General features: G+C 68.3%; 22 protein-coding genes. 11 read left to right on the forward strand and 11 right to left on the reverse strand.

Annotation, left to right across the window (positions count from 1 at the left end; genetic code table 11):
* Positions 1 to 139: 139 nt before the first annotated feature.
* Together KZ686_RS03625 and KZ686_RS03630 are read right to left on the reverse strand one after the other, a co-directional pair.
* Complete coding sequence (locus tag KZ686_RS03625) at positions 140 to 1,543, reverse strand: sensor histidine kinase (RefSeq protein WP_265633400.1); 1,404 nt, start codon at positions 1,541 to 1,543, stop codon at positions 140 to 142.
* 206 nt (positions 1,544 to 1,749) lie between these two features.
* Positions 1,750 to 2,424 (reverse strand): response regulator, encoded by a 675-nt coding sequence (locus KZ686_RS03630; RefSeq protein ID WP_226107864.1) that lies wholly within the window; start codon positions 2,422 to 2,424, stop codon positions 1,750 to 1,752.
* A 259-nt stretch (positions 2,425 to 2,683) separates the two neighbouring features.
* Between KZ686_RS03630 and KZ686_RS03635 the strand changes: the two genes are divergently transcribed.
* Positions 2,684 to 3,889, forward strand: a complete 1,206-nt coding sequence (locus KZ686_RS03635; protein WP_265633027.1) for an ABC transporter substrate-binding protein — start codon at positions 2,684 to 2,686, stop codon at positions 3,887 to 3,889.
* A gap of 62 nt (positions 3,890 to 3,951) precedes the next feature.
* Here the strand turns inward: KZ686_RS03635 and KZ686_RS03640 are convergent, their stop codons facing one another.
* Positions 3,952 to 4,665, reverse strand: coding sequence for a TetR family transcriptional regulator (locus tag KZ686_RS03640; protein WP_265633028.1), 714 nt, complete (start codon positions 4,663 to 4,665; stop codon positions 3,952 to 3,954).
* Between the two features lie 562 nt (positions 4,666 to 5,227).
* Here KZ686_RS03640 and KZ686_RS03645 point away from each other — a divergent pair.
* The 7 genes from KZ686_RS03645 to KZ686_RS03675 all read left to right on the forward strand — a co-directional run bounded on the left by KZ686_RS03645 (position 5,228) and on the right by KZ686_RS03675 (position 14,332).
* Entirely contained in the window at positions 5,228 to 6,463 is a 1,236-nt protein-coding gene (locus tag KZ686_RS03645) for an efflux RND transporter periplasmic adaptor subunit (RefSeq protein ID WP_265633029.1), read from the forward strand.
* A gap of 79 nt (positions 6,464 to 6,542) precedes the next feature.
* Entirely contained in the window at positions 6,543 to 9,695 is a 3,153-nt protein-coding gene (locus KZ686_RS03650; RefSeq protein ID WP_149317406.1) for an efflux RND transporter permease subunit, read from the forward strand.
* Between the two features lies 1 nt (position 9,696).
* Positions 9,697 to 11,172, forward strand: a complete 1,476-nt coding sequence (locus KZ686_RS03655) for an efflux transporter outer membrane subunit (protein WP_265633030.1) — start codon at positions 9,697 to 9,699, stop codon at positions 11,170 to 11,172.
* 213 nt (positions 11,173 to 11,385) lie between these two features.
* Positions 11,386 to 12,120 (forward strand): NYN domain-containing protein, encoded by a 735-nt coding sequence (locus KZ686_RS03660; protein ID WP_265633031.1) that lies wholly within the window; start codon positions 11,386 to 11,388, stop codon positions 12,118 to 12,120.
* A gap of 473 nt (positions 12,121 to 12,593) precedes the next feature.
* Positions 12,594 to 13,058 carry a hypothetical protein gene (locus KZ686_RS03665; protein WP_265633032.1) on the forward strand — a complete coding sequence of 155 codons (465 nt, stop codon included), beginning with the start codon at positions 12,594 to 12,596 and terminating at the stop codon, positions 13,056 to 13,058.
* Between the two features lie 34 nt (positions 13,059 to 13,092).
* Positions 13,093 to 13,425 carry a nucleotide pyrophosphohydrolase gene (locus tag KZ686_RS03670; protein ID WP_149317403.1) on the forward strand — a complete coding sequence of 111 codons (333 nt, stop codon included), beginning with the start codon at positions 13,093 to 13,095 and terminating at the stop codon, positions 13,423 to 13,425.
* A gap of 25 nt (positions 13,426 to 13,450) precedes the next feature.
* The gene (locus tag KZ686_RS03675) at positions 13,451 to 14,332 is read left to right on the forward strand and encodes a DUF72 domain-containing protein (protein ID WP_150083201.1); all 882 of its coding nucleotides are present in this window, start codon (positions 13,451 to 13,453) and stop codon (positions 14,330 to 14,332) included.
* On the opposite strand, the gene KZ686_RS03680 is transcribed toward KZ686_RS03675, so the two are convergent.
* A complete protein-coding gene (locus KZ686_RS03680; protein WP_149317401.1) occupies positions 14,269 to 15,552 on the reverse strand; it encodes an MFS transporter in 1,284 nt (427 codons plus the stop codon). The genes KZ686_RS03675 and KZ686_RS03680 overlap by 64 nt on opposite strands.
* A 318-nt stretch (positions 15,553 to 15,870) precedes the next feature.
* Between KZ686_RS03680 and KZ686_RS03685 the strand changes: the two genes are divergently transcribed.
* Positions 15,871 to 16,617, forward strand: coding sequence for an AraC family transcriptional regulator (locus KZ686_RS03685; protein ID WP_407648504.1), 747 nt, complete (start codon positions 15,871 to 15,873; stop codon positions 16,615 to 16,617).
* A gap of 44 nt (positions 16,618 to 16,661) precedes the next feature.
* On the opposite strand, the gene KZ686_RS03690 is transcribed toward KZ686_RS03685, so the two are convergent.
* The 6 genes from KZ686_RS03690 to KZ686_RS03715 form a co-directional block, all read right to left on the reverse strand.
* Entirely contained in the window at positions 16,662 to 17,891 is a 1,230-nt protein-coding gene (locus tag KZ686_RS03690) for a M20 aminoacylase family protein (RefSeq protein ID WP_265633034.1), read from the reverse strand.
* A gap of 229 nt (positions 17,892 to 18,120) precedes the next feature.
* Positions 18,121 to 18,972 carry a fumarylacetoacetate hydrolase family protein gene (locus KZ686_RS03695; RefSeq protein ID WP_149317398.1) on the reverse strand — a complete coding sequence of 284 codons (852 nt, stop codon included), beginning with the start codon at positions 18,970 to 18,972 and terminating at the stop codon, positions 18,121 to 18,123.
* Positions 18,973 to 19,038: 66 nt separating this feature from the next.
* Complete coding sequence (locus tag KZ686_RS03700; RefSeq protein WP_149317397.1) at positions 19,039 to 19,716, reverse strand: glutathione peroxidase; 678 nt, start codon at positions 19,714 to 19,716, stop codon at positions 19,039 to 19,041.
* A 215-nt stretch (positions 19,717 to 19,931) separates the two neighbouring features.
* Entirely contained in the window at positions 19,932 to 21,431 is a 1,500-nt protein-coding gene (locus tag KZ686_RS03705) for an MDR family MFS transporter (RefSeq protein WP_149317396.1), read from the reverse strand.
* A 268-nt stretch (positions 21,432 to 21,699) separates the two neighbouring features.
* Positions 21,700 to 22,137, reverse strand: coding sequence for a CBS domain-containing protein (locus KZ686_RS03710; protein ID WP_149317615.1), 438 nt, complete (start codon positions 22,135 to 22,137; stop codon positions 21,700 to 21,702).
* 142 nt (positions 22,138 to 22,279) lie between these two features.
* A complete protein-coding gene (locus KZ686_RS03715) occupies positions 22,280 to 23,494 on the reverse strand; it encodes a hypothetical protein (protein ID WP_265633035.1) in 1,215 nt (404 codons plus the stop codon).
* Between the two features lie 158 nt (positions 23,495 to 23,652).
* Between KZ686_RS03715 and KZ686_RS03720 the strand changes: the two genes are divergently transcribed.
* Together KZ686_RS03720 and KZ686_RS03725 are read left to right on the forward strand one after the other, a co-directional pair.
* On the forward strand, positions 23,653 to 23,997 hold the full coding sequence (locus KZ686_RS03720) for a hypothetical protein (protein WP_407648528.1): 345 nt from the start codon (positions 23,653 to 23,655) through the stop codon (positions 23,995 to 23,997).
* Positions 23,998 to 24,206: 209 nt separating this feature from the next.
* Positions 24,207 to 25,199, forward strand: coding sequence for a Bug family tripartite tricarboxylate transporter substrate binding protein (locus KZ686_RS03725; protein WP_265633036.1), 993 nt, complete (start codon positions 24,207 to 24,209; stop codon positions 25,197 to 25,199).
* A gap of 61 nt (positions 25,200 to 25,260) precedes the next feature.
* Here KZ686_RS03725 and KZ686_RS03730 read toward each other — a convergent pair whose 3' ends face one another.
* Complete coding sequence (locus KZ686_RS03730; protein WP_149317393.1) at positions 25,261 to 26,055, reverse strand: aquaporin; 795 nt, start codon at positions 26,053 to 26,055, stop codon at positions 25,261 to 25,263.
* Positions 26,056 to 26,057: the final 2 nt, after the last annotated feature.

The raw sequence follows: 26,057 nt of genomic DNA on the forward strand, positions 1-26,057 counted from the left end.
GGAGGCGGCGAGCCGGTGCCGGCGGGGTGTCGGGCGGGTAGTGCCCGCTCGTTGCGTCGGCTTGCCGTGCCGGCTTCCTGCGTTCGGCGCAAGCATCCGCCCGCCGCGTTCGCCCAACGCGTCGGCCCGCTGCCTCCGCCTACGTATCGCCCACCAGCGGCAGCCGCAACTCGGCCCGCAGTCCCCGCCCCTGGCGGGCCTCGTGCAGCGTCACGCTGCCGCCGAAGCGCGCCGCCATCTCGCGCGAGATCGCCAGGCCCAGGCCCGAGCCGGGCTCGTCGTGGCCGACGCGGCGATAGAACCGCGCGAACACCTGCTCGCGTTCCTCGGCCGGAATGCCGGGGCCGTCGTCCTCGACCGCGAGGCAGGCGCTGTCGCGCTCGCGCGCGGCCGACAGCGTGATACGGCTGCCGCGCGGCGAATACTGGATCGCGTTGTGGACCAGGTTGGCCAGCGCCTCGCGCAGCAGCGCCGCGTCGGCGCGCACCGGCAGCGGCCGGCCGCCGCCGTCCTCCCAGCCGAAGTCCTGCTGCTTGGCGCGCGCCAGCGGCAGATAGTCGAGCGCCACCTGGCCGGCCACGGCGGCGGCGTCGATCACGGTGTCGGGCACCGCCGCTTGGCCGCCCCCTTGGCCGCCCGCTTGGCCCGCCTCGGCGGCCTGCGCCTCGTGCTGGCGTACCCGCGCCAGCGCCAGCAACTGGTTGGCCAGGCGCGAGGCCTGTTCCAGCTGCGACACGATGCCGTCGACCGCCTCGCGCGCGGGGGCCGCGTCCCCGTCCGCGCTGCCGTCGAGCTGACGGCGGGCGAACTCCGCCTGCGTCTTCAGGATTGCCAGCGGCGTGCGCAGCTGGTGCGCGGCATCGGCGATGAACTGCGCCTGGGCCTGCGCCATCGCCGCCGAGCGCGACACGTGCCGGTTGACCGCATCGACCAGCGGCCGCACCTCGGCCGGTACCGGGCCGACCGCGAGTGGCGTCAGGTCGTCCGGCGTGCGCGCTTCGACATCGTCGCGCACGCGCTTGAGCGGGCGCAGCACGAAGGTCACGCCGCCCACCAGGATCAGCGCGCTCGCCACGATCAGCAGTGCGTCGCGCGCCAGCGTGTTGCGCCATACGGCGCCGACCAGCGCCGCGCGCGGCTCGGCCGATTCGGCGACCTGGATGATCACGCGCATGTGGGCGTCGGGCCGGTAGACCGGCCGGGCCATCGCGGCGATGCGCACCGGCGCGTCGCGATAGACCGCGTCGTAATAGCGCGGCACGTTGTTGGCCAGCGTGCCGCGCGGCAGCGGCAGGTCGTCGTAGCCGGTCACGGTCGCGATGGCGCCCTCGCGTTCGAGCGCGACGCGATAGAACACGCGCGTCTGCGCCGCGGTCTCGAACATCTCCATGGCGGCGTCGGGCAGCGTCAGCTGCACGGTCTCGCCGGCCATGCCGATCGCGTTGTCGATCGCGCGCACCGAGCCGAACAGCGAGCGGTCGTAGGCGGTATTGGCGGCGTCACGCAGCGTGCCGTAGGTCAGCCAGCTGTCGAGCGCCATCATCGCCGCCAGCGCGGGCAGCAGCAGCACCAGCAACTGGCGGCGCAGGCTGCCGCGCAGCCAGCGGCGCAGGGGACCGCTTCGGGGTCCACTTTGATGGCCATGGCGGTCATCACTGCGGTGACCTCTGCCGTGATCGCTTGGGGGACCACTTCGGGGACCGCCTCGAAGTTTGCCCCGAAGTTCGCCCCGAGGCCCGCCCGGCGCGCTCAAGCGGCCGCCTCCGGTTCGAGCAGATAGCCGAAGCCGCGCAGCGTGACGATGGTCACGCCGTGGCCGGACAGCTTCTTGCGCAGCCGGTAGATCAGCACCTCGATGGCATCGGGATTGACGTCGGCATCGAGCGAGAACACCTTGTCGAGCAGCTGCGCCTTGGTCAGCGGCTGGCCGCTGCGCGCGAGCAACGCGCCGAGCAGCGTCGATTCGCGCGGGGTCAGCGCCAGCGGCGCGCCGGCCAGCGTGAAGCTGCGCGTCTCGCCGTCGAACACCAGCGTGCCGCATTGCAGGCGCGGGTGGGCGCGGCCGCGGCTGCGGCGGATCAGCGCCAGGATGCGCGCCTCCAGTTCGGCCAGCGCGAACGGCTTGGGCAGGTAGTCGTCAGCGCCGAGGTTCAGGCCGCGTACGCGTTCGTCGAGGGTGTCCTGCGCGGTCAGGATCAGCACCGGCGTGCGGTCGTCGCGGCCGCGCATCGCCTTGAGCACCGACAGGCCGTCCTTGCCGGGCAGGCGCAGGTCCAGCACCACGGCGTCGTATTCCTCGGCCTGCAGGCGCGCGTCGGCGAGCAGGCCGTCGGCCACGTGCTCGACCACGAAGCCGCCCTGCTCCAGCGCGCGCGCCACCCAGTGCGCGAGTTCGGTTTCGTCTTCGACCAGCAGAATGCGCATGCCGGCCTCCTGCCGGAGTTGGAACGCGGAAATGGATCGGGAAACGGGTACGGAAATCGCCTCGGATCGCTGACGAAGGCCAGCCCGCGCGAGCCCGGCGTCGCCGTGCAATGGGGCGGACGCTGTCGCCATGCGGGCGTGGACTCGTGCCCGATCCGGGCGCCTATAATACCGCTCCACCGTCGCGCCGGTTTGCCGCTTCCGCGCGCTGCGGCGACACCGTCCGCGCCCTGCCCGCTTGCCTGTCCTGCCGCCTTCCATGCCAGCCGATCCGACCGCGCCAGCCGAGCGCGGCGACCCGCCCTCCGCGCTGCGCCGCCGCCTGCTGGCCGGCGCCGGCGCGCTGGCGTGGCAAGGCGCGTTCGCCGCGCCCGACACGGGGTCCGGCACCGGGTCCGGCACTGCCCCCGGCCCTGCGCCGAACCCGCCCGCCCCGCCGCCCGGCTATCCGGCCGACTATCCCCAGATCATCGCGCGCGCCCAGCGCGAAGGCATGGTCACGGTCTATGCCTCGACCGACGAGGATGTCGCGCGGCCGCTGCTCAACGCCTTCGAGGCACGCTTTCCCGGCGTCAAGGTCGCCTATCGCGACCTGAACACGATCGAGCTGAACCGGCGCTTTCTCGCCGAGTCCGCGCAGCCGGTCCGCGCCGACCACGCCGACGTGCTGTGGAGCACCGCGATGGACCTGCAGATCAAGCTGGTCAACGACGGCCACGCGCTGCACTACGCCTCGCCCGAGCGCGCGGGGCTGCCGGGCTGGGCCAGCTGGCGCGAGGAAGCCTGGGGCACGACGTTCGAGCCGGCGGTGATCGTCTACAACCGCCGCCATTTCGACGGCATGCCGGTGCCGCGCAGCCGCAGCGCGCTGGCGCGGCTGCTGCAGGACAATGCGACCCGCTGGCGCGGCCGGGTGGTGACCTACGACATCGAGCGCTCGGGCGTGGGCTATCTGCTGGCGCAGCAGGACGCCCGCATGGGCGGCGAGTTCTGGTATCTGGCGCAGGCGCTGGGACGCGCCGGCGTGCGGCTGTCGGCGTCGACCGCCGACATGGTCGAATCGGTGGCCAGCGGCGAACTGGTGCTGGCCTACAACCTGCTGGGCTCGTACGCGCTGTCGCTGATGGAGCGCGGCGCGGCGATCGGCGTGGTGGCACCGAGCGACTACACGCTGGTGATGTCGCGCGTGGCCTTCATCGCGCGCCGCGCGCCGCATCCGTGGGCGGCGCGGCTATGGCTGGATTTCCTGCTGTCGCGCGAGGGGCAGGCGCTGCTGGCGCGCTCGGCCTCGCGGCTCTATACGATCCGCACCGATACGAAGAGCGGCCATACCGCCGCGGCGCTGGCCGAGCGGCTGGGCTACGCGTTCAAGCCGATCAGCGTCGGCCCGGGCCTGCTGGCCGCGCAGGACACGCTGCGCAAGCAGGCCTTCCTGGCGCGCTGGCGCGAGGCGATGAAGGGATGAGATTCGGGCGAAAGTAGATGCGGGCCAACGCAGGGCGATGCGGTGGGATGCTCGGCGGCGCGTCAGCTGCCCGAACACTGCTGGACCTTGAGCCGCAAGGCGGCCATTTCCTCGTCCAGTTTGGCCATCGGCCGCGGCACATAGCCCTTGCGCAGCGAGGGCGCGAAGCGCAGCGTGTCGACGAAGACGTCGGCGAGCCGTTCCGCGTCGGCATTCAGGTCGAAGTCGCCCGGCGCGAACAGCCAGTGGGCCAGCACGCCGCCGATGGCGGCATGGAAGGCATTGACCGCCAGGTCCAGATCGAGGTCGGCCGACAGCTGGCCGCGCTCGACCGCGAGGCGCAGGTGCTCGCGCATCTTCAGCAGCCCCTGCTCGTGCGACTGCCGCTGGCGCTCGAGGATGGCGCCGTTGTCGTCCACCATCTCGCACTTGTGGAATACGATCTCGAACACGCGCCGCCATTGCGGATTGACCACCGTCTCGCGGAACACCAGCGCGACGATGTCGCGGATGCCGCCGAGCGGGTCTTCCTGGCTGGCGATCCGCTCCGGTTCGCACAGCGCCTCGACCGGCAGATGCACGCGGTCGCACATGGCGGCGAACAGATCGCTCTTGTTCTTGAAATGCCAGTAGATGGCGCCCCGGGTCACGCCGGCGGCTTCGGCGATATCGGCCAGCGAGGGCCGCGCCACCCCACGCGCATGGAATACGGCCTCGGCCGCGTCGAGGATGCGATGTCGCGTCTCGAGGGCTTCTTCCTTGGTACGTCTGGCCATAAGCGGTGTCTTCAGTGGGCGGTAGGGACGAATGGGACGGCTTCGCCCGGGATCGGGGCGGCGGCGCGCGGTCGCCGGCCAGCCACGAAAGAAACGAATCCGTCACGAAACTGCGGTACCACTGGACTTCCTGCCTCTGTTTTGCTGCGGTGCGACGGGCGGCATGCTAACCGATCCGGGTCACACCCGCATATGCGGACGATGCCGGCCTGCAAAAGGGGATGGGCAAGAGACAGGCCATCCTTGCGGTGCAATATTTCTCTTACATACATGCTTGAATGTATATATACTACGCGCTAGCCACAATTTGGACCAGCCCTGCGCATCTTTCTACCAAGAGATCCTGACCATTCGGGTCCTGCGGGCTGCATGTTGTGACGCATACGCGACCATCTGTCGCAATCCATACGGCACCATTGCGGTTTGTGGCTAGTATTGTTCTTTTTCTCCACGACGGTCCGTCGTGGGGTTCTGCCGCACAGGACGTCCACGCCGGCCCCTTAGCTCTGGGCCGGCGTTTGGCGTATCCGGCCGATCTCAAATTGCCATCACGGGGTTATCGATGAGGAAGTCCCAACGTTCGAGTTTGCTTGCCGTTACCGCTGCGCTGACGGTTCTGACGCTGTCCGCCTGCGGCAACGACGCCCCGCAGGGCGGCGCGATGCCGCCGCCCGAGGTGGGCGTGGTGACGGTGACGCCGACGGCGGTACCGGTCGTCAACGAGCTGCCGGGCCGTCTCGAAGGCGTGCGCACCGCAGAAGTGCGGGCGCGGGTCGAAGGAATCGTGCTGTCGCGCAACTACCGTGAGGGCGGCGAGGTCAAGGCCGGCCAGGTGATGTTCAAGATCGACCCGGCGCCGTACCAGGCCCAGCTCGCCTCCGCCAAGGCGAGCCTGGCGCGCGCCGAGGCCAACGCGGTCGCCGCGCGGCAGAAGGCCGAGCGCTACAAGCCGCTGGTGGCGGTCAACGCGGTCAGCAAGCAGGAATATGACGAGGCCGTCGCGGCCGCGGGCCAGGCCAGCGCCGAGATCGCCTCGGCCAAGGCCGCGGTCACCACGGCGCAGATCAACCTGGGCTATACCACCGTCACCGCGCCGATCTCGGGCCGTGCCGGCCGGGCGCTGGTCACCGAGGGCGCGCTGGTCGGCAACGGCGAGGCAACCCGCCTGGCGCTGGTCGAACAGGTCGACCCGATCTGGGTGACCTTCACCCAGCCCGCCACCGAAGTGATGAGGCTGCGTCGCGGCATCGAGTCCGGCGCGATCAAGGGCGTCGACGGCGGCGCCAAGGTGCGCCTGTTCCTCGAGGACGGCACCGAATACAGCGAGACCGGCAAGCTGCTGTTCTCCGACATGACGGTCGATCCGAGCACCGGCGCGATCACGCTGCGCGCGCAGTTCCCGAATCCGCGGCGCGAGCTGCTGTCGGGCACCTATGTGCGGGTGCGGGTCGAGCAGGGTGTCGACGAGAACGCGCTGACCGTGCCGCAACGCGCGCTGATCCGCAACGCCCAGGGCGCCGCGGTGATGGTGGTCGGCGCGGACGGCAACGTCGCGGCGGTGCCGGTCAAGGCCGGCGCGGCGATCGGGGACCGCTGGATCGTCACCGAAGGCCTGAAGGGCGGCGAGAAGGTGATCGTCGAGGGCCTGCAGAAGGTCAAGCCGGGTGCGCCGGCCAAGGCCGTGCCGTTCCAGGCGCAGGCCCCGGCAGGCGGCGCCAGCGGCTCGGCCGCTGCGGCCGGCCAGGGCGGCGCTTCGGCGCCGGCGGCTGCCTCGGCGGCTCAGGCCAAGCAGGGCTGAGCACGGCTCCGGCAACGGGACCAGCGGTAAGCGCAAGTCAAGCGCTAGCAGATAGCGGAATACACAGGGAGCCAGCCTCATGGCCAAGTTTTTCATCGACCGGCCGGTGTTCGCGTGGGTGATCGCGCTGATCATCGTGCTGGGCGGGATATTGTCGATCATGCAGTTGCCGATCGCGCAGTATCCCAATATCGCGCCGCCGACCATCTCGGTCACGGCGACCTACCCCGGCGCCTCCGCCAAGACGCTCGAAGACTCGGTCACCTCGGTGATCGAGCAGGAGCTCAATGGCGCGCCCGGGCTGATGTACTACCAGTCGACCAGTGAGTCGACCGGCCTGGCGACCATCACCATCGCCTTCCAGCCGGGTACCAACGTCGACCTGAATTCGGTCGAGGTGCAGAACCGCCTGAAGCGGGTCGAGGCGCGTCTGCCGGCGGAAGTGCGCCAGCAGGGCGTGCGCGTCGAGAAGGCCGGGAACAACTACATGATGTTCCTGACCGTGACGTCCAAGTCCGGCAATGCCAGCGCGATCGAGTTGGGCAACTACGTATCGGCCAGCGTGCTGGACTCGATCCGCCGTGTGCCCGGCGTCGGCCAGGCCGACCTGTTCGGTACCGAGTACGCGATGCGGGTGTGGCTGGATCCGGCCAAGCTGACCGGCTACAACCTGACCCCGCTGGACGTCACCGCGGCGATCTCCGAGCAGAACATCCAGGTCGCCGTCGGCGAGCTGGGTGGCACGCCGTCGCCGCGCGGCACCGAGCTGAACGCCACGGTGACCACGCAGAGCCGGCTGTCGACGCCCGAGGAATTCGCCAACATCCTGTTGCGCGTGAATCCGGACGGCTCGCAGGTGCGCATCCGCGACGTGGGCCGCGTCGAACTGGGCGGTGCCGACTATTCGACCGTCGCCCGCACCAACGGCAAGCAGTCGGCCGCCATCGCCATCAAGCTGGCGCCGACCGCCAACGCGCTGTCCACCGCCACCGCGGTGCGCGCGAAGATGGAGGAGCTGTCGAAGTTCTTCCCGGCGGACTACGAGTACACCGTCCCGTACGACACCTCGGCCTTCGTCAAGATCTCGATCGAGGAAGTGGTCAAGACCCTGCTCGAAGCGATCGTGCTGGTGTTCCTGGTGATGTACCTGTTCCTGCAGAACTTCCGCGCCACGATCATCCCGACGCTGGTGGTGCCGGTCGCGCTGCTGGGTACGTTCGGCATGCTGCTGGCCTTCGGCTTCTCGATCAACGTGCTGACGATGTTCGGCATGGTGCTGGCCATCGGTATTCTGGTGGACGACGCGATCGTGGTGGTCGAGAACGTCGAGCGGATCATGAGCGAGGAAGGGCTGTCTCCACGCGAGGCGACCCGCAAGGCGATGGGCCAGATCACCGGCGCCATCGTCGGCATCACGCTGGTGCTGACCGCGGTGTTCATCCCGATGGCGTTCTTCGCCGGTTCGGTGGGCAACATCTACCGCCAGTTCTCGCTGTCGCTGATCGCCTCGATGGCGTTCTCGGCCCTGATGGCGCTGACGCTGACGCCGGCACTGTGCGCGACGCTGCTCAAGCCGGTCGAGGCGGGCCATCACCACGAGAAGAAGGGCTTCTTCGGCTGGTTCAACCGCAGCTTCGCGCGCGCGGCGACGGGCTACCAGAGCATGGTGGCGCGCATCCTGGGCCGCACCGGCCGCTACCTGATCCTGTACGGCGTGATCATCGTCGCGGTCGTGCTGCTGTTCCAGCGCCTGCCGTCGTCGTTCCTGCCTGACGAGGACCAGGGCTACACCATCACCGTGGTGCAGCTGCCCAATGGCGCAACGCAGGAGCGCACCCTCGGCGTGCTCAAGCAGATCGAGGACTACTACCTGCAGAAGGAAAGCAAGATCGTCGACCAGATGATCACGGTGGCGGGCTTCTCGTTCTTCGGCCGCGGCCAGAACGGCGGTATCGCCTTCGTGCGGCTCAAGGACTGGAAGGAGCGCAGCGGCTCGGACGAAACCGCGCAGGCTCTGGTTGGCCGGGCGTTCGGCGCGCTGTCGTTCATCAAGGACGCGATCATCTTCCCGCTGAACCCGCCGGCGATTCCGGAACTGGGCAATTCGTCCGGCTTCGACTTCCGCCTGCAGGACCGCTCGGGCCAGGGCCACGCCAAGCTGATGGAAGCGCGCAACATGATGCTCGGCATGGCCGCGCAGAATCCGGTGCTGGCCGGCGTGCGTCCGGAAGGCCAGGAAGACGCGCCGCAGCTGCAGATCGACATCGATCGGGAGAAAGCGCGTGCGCTGGGCGTGTCGATCGCCGACATCAACTCCACGCTGTCGATCGCGTTCGGCTCCTCGTACGTCAACGACTTCATCTACGAAGGCCGCGTGCGCCGCGTGATCGCCCAGGCCGAAGGGGCGGACCGCCGTCTGCCGGACGACCTGACCAAGCTGCGCGTGCGCAACAGCAACGGCGACATGGTGGCCTTCGCGGCGTTCGCGACGTCGAAGTGGATCATGGGCTCGCCGCGCCTGGAGCGCTACAACGGGCTGCCCGCGGTCAAGCTGGCCGGCCAGGCCGCGCCGGGCCGCAGTACCGGCGAGGCGATGGCGGCGATGGAAGAGATGTTCGCCAAGCTGCCGCCGGGCTTCGGCTTCGAGTGGTCGGGCCAGTCGTACGAAGAGCGCCTGGCCGGCGCGCAGGAACCGATGCTGTACACGCTGTCGCTGATCATCGTGTTCCTGTGCCTGGCCGCGCTGTACGAGAGCTGGTCGATTCCGGCCGCGGTGCTGCTGGTGGTGCCGCTGGGCGTGCTCGGCGCGCTGCTGGGCGTGACGCTGCGCGGCATGCCGAACGACGTCTACTTCAAGGTGGGCCTGATCGCCACCATCGGCCTGTCGGCGAAGAACGCGATTCTGATCGTGGAATTCGCCAAGGACCTGCAGGCGCAGGGACGCGGGCTGATCGACGCGACGCTCGAGGCGGTGCACCTGCGCTTCCGGCCGATCCTGATGACGTCGTTCGCGTTCATCCTGGGCGTGCTGCCGCTGGCGATCTCGACCGGCGCCGGTTCGGGCAGCCAGCGCGCGATCGGTACCGGCGTGATGGGCGGGATGATCACGGCGACGCTGCTGGCGATCTTCCTGGTGCCCGTGTTCTTCGTGGTGATCCGCAAACGCTTCAAGGGCAGCGAGCGTCAGCGCATGCTGGACCAGAAGTGGCTGGACCCGAAGGAGGAAATCTGACATGACGAAAACACTGACCGCGCTGCTGCTGGTGGCCGGCGTGCTGTCCGGCTGCACCCTGGCGCCGCGGTATGAGCGTCCGGCCGCGCCGGTGGCAACCGACTTCCCGGCCGCGCCGGAAGGCTACGGCCAGTCCGAGGTGAAGACCGGCGAGAGCCGCCGCGCGGCCGACATCGGCTGGCGCGAGTTCTTCCGCGATCCGCGCCTGCAGGCGATGATCGCGACCGCGCTGGACAACAACCGCGACCTGCGCACCGCCGCGCTGCGCATCGAGGAAGCGCGTGCGCTGTACCAGGTGCAGCGCTCCGACCTGCTGCCGACCGTCAACGCGACCGGCGGCTACACGCGCCAGCAGGTCTCGGGCGCCGCCTCGCCGCTGGGCCAGGGCTATATCGCCGAGTACTGGCAGGCCGGCGGCGCGATCACCTCGTACGAGCTCGATTTCTTCGGCCGCGTGCGCAGCCTGTCCAATGCCGCGCTGGCGCAGTACTTCGCCACCGAGGAAGCGCGCCGCGCCGCGCAGATCTCGCTGGTGTCGGAAGTCGCCAAGGCCTATCTGGCCGAGCGCGCCTACGACGAGCAGTACGCGATCGCGCAGAACACGCTGAAGACCCGCGAGGAAACCTTCCGCCTGGCGCAGCAGCGTTTCGAGGCCGGCGCCACCTCGGCGCTGGACCTGCGCGACAACGAGTCGCTGGTGGCCCAGGCTCGCGTCTCGGCCGCCGAGCTGGCGCGCCAGCGCGCGCAGGCACGCAACGCGCTGGAGGTGCTGGTCGGCACGCCGCTCGGTTCGATCCCGAACCTGCCGCCGCCGCGCACGCTGTCGGAGGAACGCTTCGTCACCGACATCCCGCCGGGACTGCCTTCGGACCTGCTCGAGCAGCGTCCCGATATCCGCCAGGCCGAACAGGAACTGCTGTCGGCCAACGCGAATATCGGCGCCGCCCGCGCCGCGTTCTTCCCGCGCATCACGCTGACCGGCACGCTCGGCAGCATGAGCCGCGACTTCTCGGGTCTGTTCGAGGCCGGCACCAAGGCGTGGTCGTTCGCGCCGCAACTGGTGCTGCCGATCTTCGACTTCGGCCGCAACATGTCGAACCTGGATCTGGCCAACGTGCGCAAGAACATCCAGGTGGCCAACTACGAGAAGACCATCCAGGTGGCCTTCCGCGAGGTGGCCGACGCGCTGGTCGCGCGCGGCACGCTGGAAGAGCAGGTCAGCAGCCAGGAGCAGGTGCGTAACGCCGAGGCGGCGCGCTTCGAACTGGCCAATCTGCGCTTCCGCAGCGGCATCACCGGGCAGATCGAGGCACTGGACGCGCAGCGGCAGCTGTTCACCGCCGAGCAGGCGCTGATCCAGGCGCGGCAGCTGCGGCTGAACAATGCGATCGACCTGTATCGCGCGCTGGGCGGCGGGCTGTCGGAAACCGGCCCGGTGGCCTCGGCGCCGACGCCGCAGAACGGCACCGCGCGCTGAAGGCGCGGCAGCCGGCAGGACAAGGAAAGCGCCTTCGGGCGCTTTCTTTTTTTCACTGACAGGCATCCCGGGTGCTGTTGCCCCGGACCCTGGCCAATGCTAGATTCGCCTGCATCCAGCCCTTGGCAGTAAGCCGTTGCAATCATCCAGCAGCGCGCCGAACCCCTGGGCTTTTTTCATTTTGGCGTAGCAACGCAGGCCGCAGGAGTCAGCATGCCGACAGCCATCCTTATCGACGGCGCCTTCTTCATCAAGCGCTTTCGGGCAATCGAGCCGCAGAACGCCCATGACGCGCGCCGGGCGGCGGAGTGCGCCCATCGATGGGCATGTGCCCATCTGTCACCACGTCGAAACGGCACTGGAGGCGATGCATTCCCGGATCGCCAGAGACGGCGGCTGGATCGTCGCGAGTTGTATCGCATCTTCTTCTACGACTGTCCGCCGCTGACAAAGAAGATGCACAACCCGATCAACAAGCGAATTGTCGACTTCGCCAAGTCGGCCGAGGCTGCTTTCCGGCTTCAGCTCCATGAGCATCTGCGAGGCATGCGCAAGGTCGCACTGCGGCTCGGGCATCTTTCCACCTACAGCCAATGGACCATCAAGGCGTCCAGGGTCGCCGACCTGTTGGCCGGCAAGATCCAGATGGCCGAGCTGACGCCCGACGATGTAATGGTCGATATCCGGCAAAAAGGCGTCGACATGCGAATCGGCGTCGATGTGTCCTCGTTGGCGTTCAAGAAGCAGGTTGACCAGATCGTGCTGATAGCGGGCGACGCCGACTTCGTGCCGGCGGCAAAGCAGGCCAGGCGCGAAGGAATCGACTTCATCCTCGATCCCATGTGGCAGCGCATTCCACCAAACCTCAACGAGCACATCGATGGTCTGCGATCGACTTGCCCGCGGCAGAGAGTCCTCGAATGCCGGGGCGATGCTTCGCAACCGTAGTTGCGTTTTGCCGTGTATGTGCGGGCTGTTCCTGGGGCGAAACATCGATAGCGGACAGGAGGTGGCCTGAGCGGCTCGCGGACTGTTAAAGCCCGGCGCGCTTTTCTACAGAACCGGCCGGCCGATGCACCTACGATCGCGTTTGTCGGTTCGCCCGTCAACGCTTGCGGGAGCCAGCTACCAACCCCAGCTCCTCGTTGGGTCGCACGTCATCCTTCCTTTGGTAGTTGGCTTTTTTTCTTCCCCAGCCTTTTCCCGGCGGTTCCCTTCCCTCCCCTCGCCCGCTCCCTTCCGGTGCCGTTGCGATTCCATTTCGTTCGCGCTTTTCCCGGCCGCAGGCAGCATTAGCTTTCACGCGAAATTCACTAAAAAGCGTCGCCCGTTCGGCGCCAGCTGTACGTGCACTCCTTCGGAAAGCGATACCTTGCGTCTCCACATCGTTCTTCAACGCCGGAGACCATGGGACATCGACCATGACAGAGAATGCCAACGCCGACGGCGCCGACCGGCGCTACTACCAGACCGAGGACTCGTTGACGCGCATCGCCTGCCGGGTGCTCGACGGCAAGCTGTGGATGACGCTCGACAATATGGCGGCCCTGTACCGGACCTCGGAGCAGGATGTCGCCAGGCAATTGAAGGCCGCCTTCTGCGGGCGCCGGCTCGGTTCTGCTTCGATCCGCAAGGAGGCCCAGCGCGACGATGGCGTGGCGCCCGGCCCGACCTGCTACGCGCTCGACGCGGTGCTGCTGGTCGGCGTGCGGCTGGGCTCGTCGCGCGGCGAGGCCTTTGCGCAATGGGCGGCCGACGTGCTCGCCAACGAGCCGGCCGGGCCGGTGGAGGAGTCAGCGGGCGAGTCAGCGGGCGAGTCAGCGGGCGAGTCAGCGGACGAGCCGGCGGCGCAGCGGGCAGCGCCGGAGGCAGGCACGGTAAAGTAGCCCACCGAACAACCTGCCGTGGGCAAGGACGCAGATGAAGCTGATTGAAACAGAGCGTTTGCAACAGGTGCTGAACGACTTCATCCGCGCCCGGGATTGGGCGCGGTACCACTCGCCGAAAAACCTGTCGATGGCCCTGAGCGTCGAGGTGGCCGAGCTGGTGGAGATCTTTCAGTGGAAGACGGAGCAGCAGTCCCACACCGTGATGGCGACGGACGAGCGCGAGCATGTGCGGCAGGAGCTGGCCGACATCCTGATCTACCTGGTCGAGCTGGCCAGTGTGCTGGAGGTCGATCTCGACGCCGCGGTGCGCGACAAGATCGCGCTCAATGCCGCCAAGTACCCCGCGATCACGCCATCGGAGTGAATCGCTAAATCGGAGGAGGATCGTCATGGCAGCGAATGCATCGACTCAGGCCGGCGCCATCCGCGTCGGCATCGGCGGCTGGACCTATGCCCCCTGGCGCGGCACGTTCTACCCGGAGGACCTGACGCAGGCGCGCGAACTCGAGTTCGCCAGCCGGCGGCTGACCGCGATCGAGATCAACAGCACCTACCACGGCACGCAGAAACGCGCGTCCTTCATCAAGTGGAAGGAGCAGACCCCCGACGATTTCGTTTTCTCGGTCAAGGCGTCGCGTTATGCGACCAACCGCCGGGTGCTGGCCGAGGCCGGGGAGTCGGTCGAGCGCTTCATCGACAGCGGTATTACCGAACTGGGCGTCAAGCTCGGGCCGATCGTCTGGCAGTTCGCGCCGAGCAAGGTGTTCGATCCCGAGGATTTCGAGGCCTTTCTCGCCTTGCTGCCGCAGGAAGCCGACGGCATCGGGCTGCGCCATGTGGTCGAAGTGCGCCACGCCAGCTTTGCCTGCCCCGAGTTCCTGGCGCTGGCCCGCCGCTACAAGGTGGCGACGGTCTTCACCGATGCCGAGAAATTCCCCTCGTTCGCGGATGTGACCGGGGACTTCGTCTACGCACGGCTGATGCGCAGCAACGCCAAGCTCAAGTACGGCTACGCGCCGAAATTGCTCGACGCGTGGGTCGAGCATGCCCAGGCGTGGGCGCGGGGCGAGGCGCCGCAGGGGCTGCCGCGGGTCGAGGACAACGACGCCCCGGCAAGCCGCCGCGACGTCTTCGTCTTCTTCATCAACGGCGACAAGGAGCGCGCGCCGGCCGCCGCGACCGCCCTGCTGTCGCGCCTCGATCCGGACTACGAGGCGCGCGTGCGGGTTTCCGGCAGGAACACGGCCAGCACGCCGAGCAGCGGCAAGTAGGCACACCAGCGGTAGACCGTCTCGATGCCGTGCGCGTCGGCGACCCCGCCGAGCACCGCGGCACCGATGCCGCCCATGCCGAAGGCCAGGCCGAAGAACAGGCCCGACACCATGCCGACCTTGCCCGGGATCAGTTCCTGCGCGAACACCAGGATCGCGGAGAACGCCGAGGCCAGGATGAAGCCGATCACCAGCGACAGCGCGGCGGTCCAGAACAGGTCGGCATGGGGCAGCATCAGCGTGAACGGGGCGACGCCGAGGATCGAGAACCAGATCACGCGCTTGCGGCCGATGCGGTCGCCGATCGGGCCGCCGAGGATGGTGCCGACCGCGACGGCGAACAGGAAGGCGAACAGATAGAGCTGGGCCGAGCGCTGCGGCACGCCGAAGCGCTCCATCAGGTAGAAGGTGTAATAGGTGCCCAGCGACGCCATATAGAAATACTTCGAGAACAGCAGCACCATCAGCACGGCCATGGCGCGAGCCACGGTACGGCCCGGCAGCCGCGGCGCGCTGGCCATCGCCTTGCGCGCGGCGCGGGCATGCTCGGCGAGGCGCTGGCCATACCAGCCGCCCACGCGCCACAGCACCGCGATCGCCAGCAGGGCCGCCAGCGACAGCCAGGCGATGCTGCCCTGCGTGTGCACCACCACGGCCGCCAGCAGCGGTCCGGCCGCGCTGCCGACATTGCCGCCGACCTGGAAGATCGACTGCGCCAGCCCATGGCGCCCGCCCGAGGCCATGCGCGCCACGCGCGACGATTCCGGATGGAAGATCGACGAGCCGGTGCCGACCAGCGCCGCGGCGACCAGCAGCACGCCATAGCTCGGCGCAATCGACAACAGCAGCAATCCCGCCAGCGTGAATCCCATGCCAACCGCCAGCGAATGCGGCTTCGGATGCTTGTCGGTGTACAGGCCGACCAGCGGCTGCAGCAGCGAGGCGGTGATCTGGTACGTCAGCGTCAGCAGGCCGATCTGCACGAAGCTCAAGTTGAAGCCGCCCTTGAGCATCGGATAGATCGCCAGGATCAACGACTGGATCATGTCGTTGAGCATGTGGGCGAAGCTGATGGCGGACAGCACGCGGAAGCCGGTGCGTTCGCCGGCGCCGGCAGCGGCCGCGCTCGGCGTGGCCGGCGCAGCGGGCGCGGCCGGTGTCACGGCGGCATCGGGCACATTGCCCAATTCGGCAGACAGGGAATCGATTCGCGAAGCCATGGCAAAGGTCTCTGGTTGGACTTTTTCTTGGGAGCGTTCGGGCGCGGTCGGGAAGTCGTCGGCAAGACGCGGGAGCAACACGGCAGCGAGGCCGCACGCGCGCGAACACGGTGATGCTATTCCTTGTGTTGGCGCCTGTCCTGCGAGATTGAGACTACAACCATCTCGAAACGGACAGATAATGGCCCTATTCCACGCTCTATGCGCCACGCTTTCGCCACATTCGGGATATCGATCCAGATGGCCGATGCCGCTTCCCCACCTGACCACCAACCCGACGCCCGACCCGACGCCCCGCCCTCGCCGCGGCCGCGCTACATGGCCTACGACCGCGGCCCGATGCCGGTGGCCGCGATGGCCGCCGACTATCAGCCGGGCCATCTGACCACGCGCCACCGGCATCCGCACGCGCAACTGCTGCATGCCGTGCATGGTGTGATGGTCGTCGGAACCGACGAGGGTCAATGGATCGTGCCGCCGACGCGGGCGATCTGGGTGCCGGGCGGCACCGATCACTGGATCCGGATGGTCGGCCAGGTGCGCATGCGCACCGCGTATATCCGCCCGGACGCGGCCGCGGGATTGCCGACGCGCTGCACCGTGCTCGGCGTCTCGCCGCTGCTGCGCGAACTGATCCTGGCCGCGATCGACATCGTTCCGCCCTACTCGCCCGATTCGCGCGACGGCCGCCTGATGCAGCTGCTGCTCGACGAGGTCGTGCTGCTGCCCGCGCTGCCGCTGCATCTTCCCCATCCCGTGGACCCGGCGCTGCGGCGCATCTGTGCCGCGATTCTGGAAGCGCCCGACACGCCGATGACGCTGGCGGACTGGGCGCGGCGAGTGGGCATCGATGGCAGGACCGTGCAGCGGCGCTTCGCGCGCGAGACCGGCATGACGTTCGGCCAGTGGCGCCAGCAGGCGCGGTTGCTGGCCGCGCTGGAGCGGCTCGCGGCGGGCGTCAAGGTCGTCGAGGTAGCGCTGGAACTGGGCTACCAGAGTCCCAGCGCGTTCGCGGCGATGTTCCGGCGACAGTTCGGCGTACAGCCCAGCGCGTTCTTTCGCTGAGCGGGTTTGCCTTTTGGGATTGAGTTGCCTGGAGAGCCCGCCGGTCAGGCGGCCAGATAGCGCTCGACCAGTCGCGTCCAGTACGCCGCGCCCACGGTCAGGTTGTCGTCGTTGAAATCGTAGGCGGGGTTATGCAGCAGCGGACGGCCGGCGCCATTGCCCAGGCGCACGAAGCAGCCGGGGCGCTGTTGCAGGAAATAGGCGAAGTCCTCGCTGCCCGAGATCAGCGGAATCTGGCCCACGACCTTGTCCGGCCCGACCAGCTCCTCGGCGACCTGGCGCGCGAACTCGGTCTCGGCTTCGCTGTTGACCACCACCGGATAGCCCGGGCGGTAATCGAGCTCGACCGCGGCGCCATAGCCCTCGACGTGCGAGGTCACCAGCTGGCGGATGCGGGATTCGAGCGTGGTGCGCACCTCGGGGCTGAACGAACGGACGCTCAATTCGAGCTTGGCGCTTTCGGGAATCACGTTGGGCGCGTGGCCGGCATGCAGCGAGCCAATCGTGACCACCGCGGTTTCGTTCGGATCGATATTGCGCGACACGATGGTCTGCAGTGCCATCACCAGGCTGCCGGCGACCAGGATCGGATCGATCGACTGGTGCGGCCGCGCGGCATGGCCGCCCTTGCCGCGAATCGTAATCGTTACGGTATCGCAGGCCGCCATCATCGGACCGGCGCGGAACATGAAGGTGCCGGCCGGCACGCCCGGATGGTTGTGCAGGCCGAAGATCGCATCGCAGGGGAAGCGTTCGAACAGGCCGTCGGCCAGCATCCGCTGCGCGCCGCTGGCGCCCGCGCCGATTTCCTCGGCGGGCTGGAAGATCAGATGGACGGTGCCGTCGAAATTGCGCGTCCGCGCCAGCTGGCGTGCGGCGCCCAGCAGGATCGCGGTATGGCCGTCGTGGCCGCACGCGTGCATCTTGCCGCAATGGACGCTGGCATACGGCAAGCCGGTCGATTCCAGAATCGGCAGCGCGTCCATGTCGGCGCGGATGCCGACGCTGCGCCCGCTGTCGCCGTTGCGCAGCGTCCCGACCACGCCCGTGCCGCCGACCCCGCGCGTCACCGCATAGCCCCAGCGCTCAAGGCGCTGCGCCACCAGTTCGGCGGTGCGGTGCTCTTCGAATCCGAGTTCGGGGTGTTGGTGGATGGTGCGGCGAATCGCCTCGAGTTCGGCGCGGCTGTCCAGGGTATCGGACAACTCGCAATAAGCCGGGGTGAGATCGGCTCCGAGGCGGGACACAAGAATGGGGGGATCAACTTCTGACATGACGGCGCTCGTACTGGCTTAGTCCATGAAGCACAGTATTCCACTTAGGATCGCGAGTGCCTATGCGATTCGCTCTTTGCGCCGCATTTGTTTTCAGAACTGTTGCTAACGGGGTACGGTCCACCATGACGCGCGCAGGGTTGGGGGAACTCGATCGCCTCGATGGGATCAGAGTCCCCTCCCGTTCAGCGCCTGTTCAGCGCCTATGCAGCGCCCGTTCAGTTCGCCATCACACCGAGCGCGAGTAGGGCAGCACGCGCTGCGTCTGCTCGCCCAATCCCTCGATGCCGAGCCGCATGGTGTCGCCGGCCCGCAGAAAACGCGGCGGCTTGAGGCCCATGCCGACGCCCGGCGGCGTGCCCGTGCAGATCAGGTCGCCGGGATGCAGCGTCATGAAGCGGCTGACGTAGCTGACCAGCGTGGCGACATCGAACACCATCGTCGCGGTGGTGCCGCTTTGCATCCGTTCGCCATTGACGTCGAGCCACAGCGACAACGCCTGCGGATCGGGGACCTCGTCGCGCGTGACCAGCCACGGACCCACCGGGCAGAAGGTGTCGCAGCCCTTGCCCTTGTCCCAGGTACCGCCGCGCTCGATCTGGAATTCGCGCTCGGAGACGTCGTTGACGACGCAGTAGCCCGCCACGTGATCGAGCGCGGAGGCCGCCGGCACGTCCTGCGCGCGCGTGCCGATCACCACGCCGAGTTCGACCTCCCAGTCGGTCTTGACCGAATCGCGCGGCAGCATCACGGGATCGTTCGGGCCGTTCAGCGAACTGGTGGCCTTCAGGAACACGATCGGCTCAGAGGGGATCGGCATGTTGGCCTCGGCCGCGTGGTCGGCGTAGTTCAGCCCGATGGCGACGATCTTGCCGATCCCGGTCCATGGCGTGCCGAAACGCTCGGCTTCGGCCAGGGGCAGGGCGGTGGGGTCCAGCGCCGCCAGTTCGGCCAGGGCGTTCGGCGCCAGCGTGCGCGCGTCGATATCGCCGACCACTGCCGACAGATCGCGCACGCGGCCTTGCGCATCGATCAGTCCCGGCCGCTCGGCGCCGGCGCTGCCAATTCGTACCAGCTTCATCGTTCTCCTCGTTTTGCTTGGTGGTGTTCTGCAGATCTTCAGACGGTTCGGCCATTCTTCAGCCGATCAATTTGCCGCCGCCGCATTCGCCTGGCGCGGTGCGGCCAGCAATTGCTCGATGCGCGAGACCAGTTGCCGGTCCGACGGTTTCACCGAGCTTTGATAGCTGGCAACCACGCGCCCGTCGCGGTCGATCAGGTACTTGTGGAAATTCCATTTGGGCGCCGTGCCGCTTTCCCTGGCGAGCCGCGCATACATCGGATTGGCCTGGTCGCCGCGCACGTGCGTCTTGGCCAGCATCGGAAACTTGACGCCGTAGGTGTTGAAGCAGAAGTCGGCGATCTCCTTTTCCGAACCCGGCTCCTGCGAAAAGTCGTTGGACGGGAAGCCCAGCACCACCAGGCCGCGCTCGCGGTATTTGGCGTAGAGCGCCTCCAGGCCCTCGTACTGCGGCGTGAAGCCGCAATAGCTGGCGGTATTGACGACCAGCACGACCTTGCCGGCGTACTGGCACAGGTTCTGTTCGGCCTCGTCCTGCAGCCGCGGGAAACGGAAGTTCAGCGTGGCCGGACAGCTGGCCGACGATGCCTGGGATGTCGCCGGGGCGGCGCCGGCAGCGCGGTTCGCGCCTGATTCACCGGCGGCATGGGCGAGCGGCGCGGACAGCGCGAGCGCGACGGCCCAGGGCAAGGCAGCGCGGCCGCGGCGTGGCGGCTGGCTCGAGAAGGCAGGGAAGCGGGTCATGGCGTCGATCTCCGGCGAACGGTGCGAACGGTGACCCGTAGTCTACGCCGGCGAGGGCGCTACGAGGCGAATGGGCCAAGGGCGGAAGGGCCGAAGGGGCGAAGGGGCGAAGGGCGAAGGGGCGAAGGGCGAAGGGCGGAGGGCGGAGGGCGGAGGGCGGAGGGCGGAGGGCGGAGGGCGGAGGGGCCAACCGGCGTGCGGTTGGCCGGCGCCATTTATTCCATCGCCAGCGGCTTGACGTGGTCCGACACGGCGCCGCGCAGCTCGACGTCGGGCGTCCGCCGGACCAGGCCGAGCGCCAGCAGCGCGGCCGCGGCGCCGGTCGCGAAGATCCAGTGGAAACCCGCCTCGACGCCGCCGGTCAGCAGCCGCTGCACCTCGGGCGCCAGCTGGGCGAACGCCTCGCTGCCATGGCGCAGCGCGCCCAGATCCAGCGGCGCAGCCCCGCTGTCGTGTCCGGCCGCGTGCAAGGCGCCGCGGAACGCCAGGGTCAGCAGCGTGCCGGCCATCGCGCCGCCGAGCGCGCTGCCCAGCGAGCGCAGCACCAGCAGTGCGCCGGTGCCGGCGCCGGTGTCGCGGCGCTCGAGCGCGTTCTGCACGTTCATCAGCGTGCCGACCATGCAGATGCCAAGGCCGACGCCGGTCACGATCATCGCCGCCAGCAGCAGCGTCAGCGGGCTGGCCGGCGTCGCGGTCGACAACGCGGCCAGCCCCAGCGCCGCGGCGGCAAAGCCGACGCTCAAGAGCCCGCGCAGCCGGCCAAGCCGGGGCGCGAGCATCGCCACCACGAAGTTGCCGGCGACGGTGGACAGCAGGAAGGGCACCACCAGCATGCCCGACATCGCCGCATCGGCGCCGCGCACCAGCTGGAAATGCAGCGGCAGCGCGAAGACGCAGAGGAACAGCGCGGAAGCGGCCAGCGCCGAGGCGCAAACGCCCAATACATAACTGCGGTTGGCGAACAGGCGCGGCGGCAGCATCGGATCGCTGGCGCGCCGTTCCTGCCAGATCAACGCCAGCACGGCGAGGCCGGTCAGCGCGGCCAATCCGGCCATCGGCGCGGACAGCCAGTCGTACCGCTCGCCGCCCCAGCTCATCGCCAGCAGAAACGACACGATCGCCACGGTCAGCAGCAGCGCGCCGCCCCAATCGACGCGGGCCTTGCCGGCCGGCGCGGGCAGGGCGCGCAGGCCACGATGGCACAACCACATCGCCAGCAGGCCAAGCGGCAGATTGATCCAGAACAGCCAGCGCCACGACAGATGGTCGGACACCCAGCCGCCGACCAGCGGACCGGCTACCGACGCCACGGCCCATACCGCCGCCAGATAGCCCTGATAGCGCCCGCGCTGGCGCGGCGAGACTACGTCGGCGATGGCCGCCTGCGCCAGCGACATCAGGCCACCGCCGCCGATGCCCTGCAGCGCGCGAAAGAGAATCAGCTGCTGCAGCGAGCCCGCCATCGCGCAGGCCAGGGAGGCGAGTACGAACAGCGCGATCGCGACCAGCAGCAGCCGGCGCCGCCCGAACGAGTCCGACAGCTTGCCGTAGAGCGGCGTGGTGACGGTCGAGGTAATCAGATAGGCCGTGACGATCCAGGACAGATGGCCGAAGCCGTCGAGATCCTGCGCAATCGCCGGCACCGCCGGAATCACGACAGTCTGATCGAGTGCCGCCAGCAGGATGCACAGCACGATGCCGCCGATCACGCGCATGATCGCGCGGTGGTCCACTGCACCGGCAACGGCTTGCCCTGACGCGGGGACCGCGGTGCCGGACGGTGCAATCGAAGAAGGGGTGGAAGCGGAGGCGGGGGTAGGGCGGTCGGAAACGGCGGGGCGGGACATCGGAGCAGCGGCGGCGGGCGGCCGGGGAGAGCGGCCGGAGCCGACCCTGATGGACCGGCTTCATCTGTTATTCAGTAAACGCAGAATTATATTCGTTTACCGAATATGCCGCCCGCCCGCGCTGCGCTGCGGGGCGCTAGCGGCTGCCCGCGATGTACTGCTCCAGCTGTTCGATGATGAAGCGCTGCTCGGAGATGATGTCCTTGACCAGATCGCCGATCGACAGCATGCCGATCAGCTCGTCGTTTTCCATCACCGGCAGGTGGCGCAGCCGGTGCTGCGTCATCAGCGCCATGCATTCGTCGGTGGTCTGATCGGCGCGAACATAGACCACCGCGGTGGTCATGATGTCGCGCACAAGGGTTTCGCGGGACGTTCGCTGCATCAGAATGACCTTGCGCGCATAGTCGCGTTCGCTGAGGATGCCGACGATCTTGCCGTGCTCCATCACCAGCAGCGCGCCGATGCTCTTTTCCGCCATCAACTGGAGCGCGGCATAAACGGTCGCCCCCGGCTGGATGCTGTAGATGGCTTGCGTCGGTTTGGACGCAAGGACCTGTCGTGCAGTTTTCATCATCCACTCCTGGTCGGGTCGGGGAAGGACTGCGGCCCGCGCCGGCATCCGCGGCGGCGGGCGGTCCGCCAGTCGAGTCGGCGGTACGCCATTCCAGATTAGCAAAGGATCGTGAGGCGTCACAGGGTGACGGGGAAGAATCTTAGTGATGTGCATTTACCGGCATGTCGGCTTTCTTGCCCCACACGCGCGCCGGCTTGCGAGGCGCATCCGGCGCTTGCGTTCCGGCCGCACGCCGTTCCGTGGTCAGCGCATGGGCGCGCGCGACAAGGGCTAGCAGCTCGATCTGGCTGACACGGTCCCCATCGGGAAGGGCGGCAATGTTGCCCATGCACCGCAACATCGGACGGACCGCCGAGGTTGGCAAGCCAGGCAGGACGGCGGCGAGATCCTTCAGGTGCCGGCCGATCAGGTTGAGACCGTTCACGGTATTCGGGTCCACATCCGGGAGCGGCGTGGTGGGCCGCTCCATCGCGCCGGGATTGACCGCGGCAACGAGGGCGTCGGCCAGCTGCGTGGCGCCCTTCTCCAACCACTGCTGGAACGCCGATCCGGCGGACAATCCGGCGGTCAGTTGCACGATGCGTCTTGCTGTGTCCATGTCGAAGCCATGTGTCCTGGCAAACCTGTCGCAGAGCGAGGCCACCATCTTGTCGCGCCGACTTCGCGCCGGCGTGTCGGGGGCCAGGGCGAGGGAACACAGCGGCTCGAGGATCAGTTCAAGCTGGTCGCGAGGCAGTGCCTCGGGCAAGCCGCGCAGTTGCTTGTCCACCAGCTTCAAGTCTTCGTCGGACACGACTGCATCGCGCAAGTCGAGGCTGGCGGGCAGGTCGGTGTTGGGGTTTGGAGAAGCGCGCAATGTCCGGCAGACTTCGTGCAGCCAGGCCAGCCGATCGTCGCCAGGCAGAAAGCCCTGTTCAGGGACGAGTCCGGCTCGTTCTTCCGGCCGCGTGAAATGCCCGACGGTATGTCGGACACGTGCGACGCGTACGGACCCGCACGGAAGCATCCGGCGCAAGGTTCGTACGATGGCGAGCCATTGCTGCCGCCATGTCATGTGCCTGAATGGCACTTCGACCAGGGCGCCCTCCCACCGTCCCGGTCTGCACTCGACCAGCTCGAAGCGATAGCGGCGGGAGCCAAGCTGAACGATGTGGTGGGAACTGTCGCGATGAAGAACCTGCAGAAGCTCGCCGGGATGGCGCTGCACGGCTTGGCGGACGTCCTGGATGCCGGCAAATCGATGGATGGTGAGAGGAACGCGCATGATGGATGGCAGGGTGGTGTCTGGCAGCGGGGCATGGCCAGCAGCACCGCCGTGAAGGACCGTCGTGCCGTTGCCACGCAGCGAACGCATGGCCGAAGTGTGACGAACTCGTCAAAAAAGAACTTTCGCCAATCTGCAGATTCCGCTTGAAGCGGCACGTCTTCGCAGGCGTGGACCTGCGTTTCGCGAACCATCGTCGGCAGTCGCGCGCAAGACCGCCCGCCAGCGCTGCGGGGATTTGCGGCATCATGGCGGCGTTGCCGATTTCATCGCGGGGCGATGCCGCCCCGCCCGCCGCCGTGCCCGCCAACGAAGTCCCTTCCCGCTCCAGCGATGCATTGCCCGCGCCCGGCGCATTCAATGCCTGCGCCCATTGCCTTGCGCTGGCCGCCGACATGCGCCGGCGCGAGCCGCATGAACGGCTGGCGTTGAAGCACACCGCGCCATTGGTCAGCCAGAGCGCGGCCGGTGTGCCGTTCAGCATGCTGACGTTCCAGTGCCGCGAGTGCGGCACCACCTGGCGCCTGTACGATCGGGCCAACGAGTTGTTCGTCTCCTGGGTGCCACAGTGGCAGCCCGGTGTCTTGGGCTAAGATAGCGCCCGACGCCGGCCTGGCGGCTCCATGCCAAGGTCTTGCCTGCGGTCCAGCTGCATGATTCCTGTGTTATTCCGGCGTCATGGCTGCGTTATCGCTGCGTTGTCGTTGCGTTAAGCCGCTATGACCGCCGTATGACCGCCGTATGACCGCCCTGTGACCCCCATTTCCCGGCCAACTTCCTACAAATCCCTGTCGCTGCCACCATGCCTTTCGCCTTCCGCCTGCCCGGACTCGCCGCCCTTGCCGCCGTCACGTCGTTTGCCGCCATCGGCAGCGCGCCGGCGTCCGCCGCCGACAACTATCCGTCGCGCCCGATCCGCCTGATCGTCGCCTATCCGACCGGCGGCATCAGCGATACGGTGGCGCGTGCGCTCGCCGAGCGGCTGTCCGACCAGATGGGGACGTCGGTGGTGGTCGAGAACAAGGCAGGCGCCGGCGGCAGCATCGGCATGGACGCGGTCGCCAAGGCGGCGCCGGACGGCTACACGATCGGCTTTTCGTCGACCAGTCCGCTGACCTTGAACCCGCACGTCGGCAAGGTGCATTACGACCCGCAGCGCGATATCGCACCGGTGATGAGCGTGATGTATTCCCCGGTGATCGTGGTCGCCACGTCCAGCTTCACCGGCAAGAGCTTCCAGGATCTGGTCGCGCAGGCCAAGGCCAAGCCCGGCTCGGTCCGGTGGGCGACCTCGGGCCTCGGCACGGTCGGCCATGTCGTGCTGGAGCAGGTCAAGGCCAGGTCGCAAGCGGACCTGACGCTGATTCCGTACAAGGGCGCCGGCCAGCAGATGAACGACGCGCTCGGTGGCCAGTTCGAGGTCATGAGCACCAATGCCAGCCCGGCGCTGACCCAGCAGATGCAGGCCGGACGTCTGCGTGCGCTGGCGGTCGGCGCCCCGAAGCGCATCGCCGCGCTGGCCGAGGTGCCGACCTTCGCCGAACTGGGCTATCCGAAGGCCAATCTGACTTCCACCTTCGGCGTGTTCGCGCCCGGCAAGACGCCGGCCGCGATCGTCGCCCGTCTCAATGCCGAACTGAACAAGGCGCTGGCCGCGCCGGAGGTCCGTGAACGCCTGCTCAAGGGCGGCGAGGTGCCGACCGGCGGCAGCGCGGCACAGTTTGCCGCCGCGATCCGCGCCGAGTACGACGACAACGGCCGCATCGTCAAGGAAGCCGGCATCAAGGCAGACTGAGCCGCCGCGCGGGCCCGGTCGCCGCGACTGCCGTCCCACCATCGCACGATCGCTCGCGCCCTCATGCCGGCGATTGCGGATCGCAGCCGGGCTCGGCCGCCTCGGCCGCGGCCCAGCGCGCCAATGCCGTCAGCTCGTCCGGTTCGGTCAGCAAGCCATCCTCGTCGAGCAGGCAGAACGCGATCAGCCCACCCATCAGCCCGCCCGCTGCGGGCGCCAGCCAGAACAGCCACAGCTGCGCCATCGCCCAGCCCTGCACGAACAGCGCCTGGCCGGTGGCGCGGGCTGGATTGAGCGCGGCATAGGTGACCGGCAAGGCGAGCAGATGCGCCATCGCCAGCGCCGGCCCCAGCACCACGGGGCCCGCCGCGATCAGCCGCCGCCGGCGCGTGACACTGGCGGTCACCAGCGCCAGCATCGCCGTCGCCGCGAATTCGATCGCCAGGGCGCTCGGCATGTCGTAGCCCGCGGGCGAATGCAGACCGTAGCCGTTGGCGGCGAAGCGCTCGGACGACAAGGCGAAATCCGGCCGGCCCTGCGCCGCCAGCATCAGCAAGGTCGCCGCCGCCACGGCACCCACCAGCTGCGCGATGCCGTAGGGAATCACCTCGCGCCACGGAAAGCGCCGTGCCGCCGCCAGTCCGAGGCTGATGGCCGGATTCAGGTGCGCGCCGGAGATCGGTCCGACCGCCCGTGCCATCGCATAGGCCGCCAGCCCGAAGGCGAGCGCGATGCACAGCAGGTCCGCGGCGGTGTCCGGCTTGCAGCCGGCCAGCACCACCACGCCGCATCCGGCAAAGATCAAGCCGAAAGTGCCGACCGCTTCCGCGAGCAGCCTTCTGGCGAGAGAGGCCATGG

It is taken from the genome of Cupriavidus cauae, from assembly GCF_026210475.1.
Taxonomy (GTDB): domain Bacteria; phylum Pseudomonadota; class Gammaproteobacteria; order Burkholderiales; family Burkholderiaceae; genus Cupriavidus; species Cupriavidus cauae.

What these genes read in the sequence shown, in the direction of transcription:
- KZ686_RS03625 (WP_265633400.1), bottom strand. Translation starts at nt 1,543, where the DNA reads ATGATGGCGCTCGACAGCTGGCTGACCTACGGCACGCTGCGTGACGCC.
- KZ686_RS03630 (WP_226107864.1), bottom strand. Translation starts at nt 2,424, where the DNA reads ATGCGCATTCTGCTGGTCGAAGACGAAACCGAACTCGCGCACTGGGTG.
- KZ686_RS03635 (WP_265633027.1), top strand. Translation starts at nt 2,684, where the DNA reads ATGCCAGCCGATCCGACCGCGCCAGCCGAGCGCGGCGACCCGCCCTCC.
- KZ686_RS03640 (WP_265633028.1), bottom strand. Translation starts at nt 4,665, where the DNA reads ATGGCCAGACGTACCAAGGAAGAAGCCCTCGAGACGCGACATCGCATC.
- KZ686_RS03645 (WP_265633029.1), top strand. Translation starts at nt 5,228, where the DNA reads ATGAGGAAGTCCCAACGTTCGAGTTTGCTTGCCGTTACCGCTGCGCTG.
- KZ686_RS03650 (WP_149317406.1), top strand. Translation starts at nt 6,543, where the DNA reads ATGGCCAAGTTTTTCATCGACCGGCCGGTGTTCGCGTGGGTGATCGCG.
- KZ686_RS03655 (WP_265633030.1), top strand. Translation starts at nt 9,697, where the DNA reads ATGACGAAAACACTGACCGCGCTGCTGCTGGTGGCCGGCGTGCTGTCC.
- KZ686_RS03660 (WP_265633031.1), top strand. Translation starts at nt 11,386, where the DNA reads ATGCCGACAGCCATCCTTATCGACGGCGCCTTCTTCATCAAGCGCTTT.
- KZ686_RS03665 (WP_265633032.1), top strand. Translation starts at nt 12,594, where the DNA reads ATGACAGAGAATGCCAACGCCGACGGCGCCGACCGGCGCTACTACCAG.
- KZ686_RS03670 (WP_149317403.1), top strand. Translation starts at nt 13,093, where the DNA reads ATGAAGCTGATTGAAACAGAGCGTTTGCAACAGGTGCTGAACGACTTC.
- KZ686_RS03675 (WP_150083201.1), top strand. Translation starts at nt 13,451, where the DNA reads ATGGCAGCGAATGCATCGACTCAGGCCGGCGCCATCCGCGTCGGCATC.
- KZ686_RS03680 (WP_149317401.1), bottom strand. Translation starts at nt 15,552, where the DNA reads ATGGCTTCGCGAATCGATTCCCTGTCTGCCGAATTGGGCAATGTGCCC.
- KZ686_RS03685 (WP_407648504.1), top strand. Translation starts at nt 15,871, where the DNA reads ATGGCCTACGACCGCGGCCCGATGCCGGTGGCCGCGATGGCCGCCGAC.
- KZ686_RS03690 (WP_265633034.1), bottom strand. Translation starts at nt 17,891, where the DNA reads ATGTCAGAAGTTGATCCCCCCATTCTTGTGTCCCGCCTCGGAGCCGAT.
- KZ686_RS03695 (WP_149317398.1), bottom strand. Translation starts at nt 18,972, where the DNA reads ATGAAGCTGGTACGAATTGGCAGCGCCGGCGCCGAGCGGCCGGGACTG.
- KZ686_RS03700 (WP_149317397.1), bottom strand. Translation starts at nt 19,716, where the DNA reads ATGACCCGCTTCCCTGCCTTCTCGAGCCAGCCGCCACGCCGCGGCCGC.
- KZ686_RS03705 (WP_149317396.1), bottom strand. Translation starts at nt 21,431, where the DNA reads ATGCGCGTGATCGGCGGCATCGTGCTGTGCATCCTGCTGGCGGCACTC.
- KZ686_RS03710 (WP_149317615.1), bottom strand. Translation starts at nt 22,137, where the DNA reads ATGAAAACTGCACGACAGGTCCTTGCGTCCAAACCGACGCAAGCCATC.
- KZ686_RS03715 (WP_265633035.1), bottom strand. Translation starts at nt 23,494, where the DNA reads ATGCGTTCGCTGCGTGGCAACGGCACGACGGTCCTTCACGGCGGTGCT.
- KZ686_RS03720 (WP_407648528.1), top strand. Translation starts at nt 23,653, where the DNA reads ATGGCGGCGTTGCCGATTTCATCGCGGGGCGATGCCGCCCCGCCCGCC.
- KZ686_RS03725 (WP_265633036.1), top strand. Translation starts at nt 24,207, where the DNA reads ATGCCTTTCGCCTTCCGCCTGCCCGGACTCGCCGCCCTTGCCGCCGTC.
- KZ686_RS03730 (WP_149317393.1), bottom strand. Translation starts at nt 26,055, where the DNA reads ATGGCCTCTCTCGCCAGAAGGCTGCTCGCGGAAGCGGTCGGCACTTTC.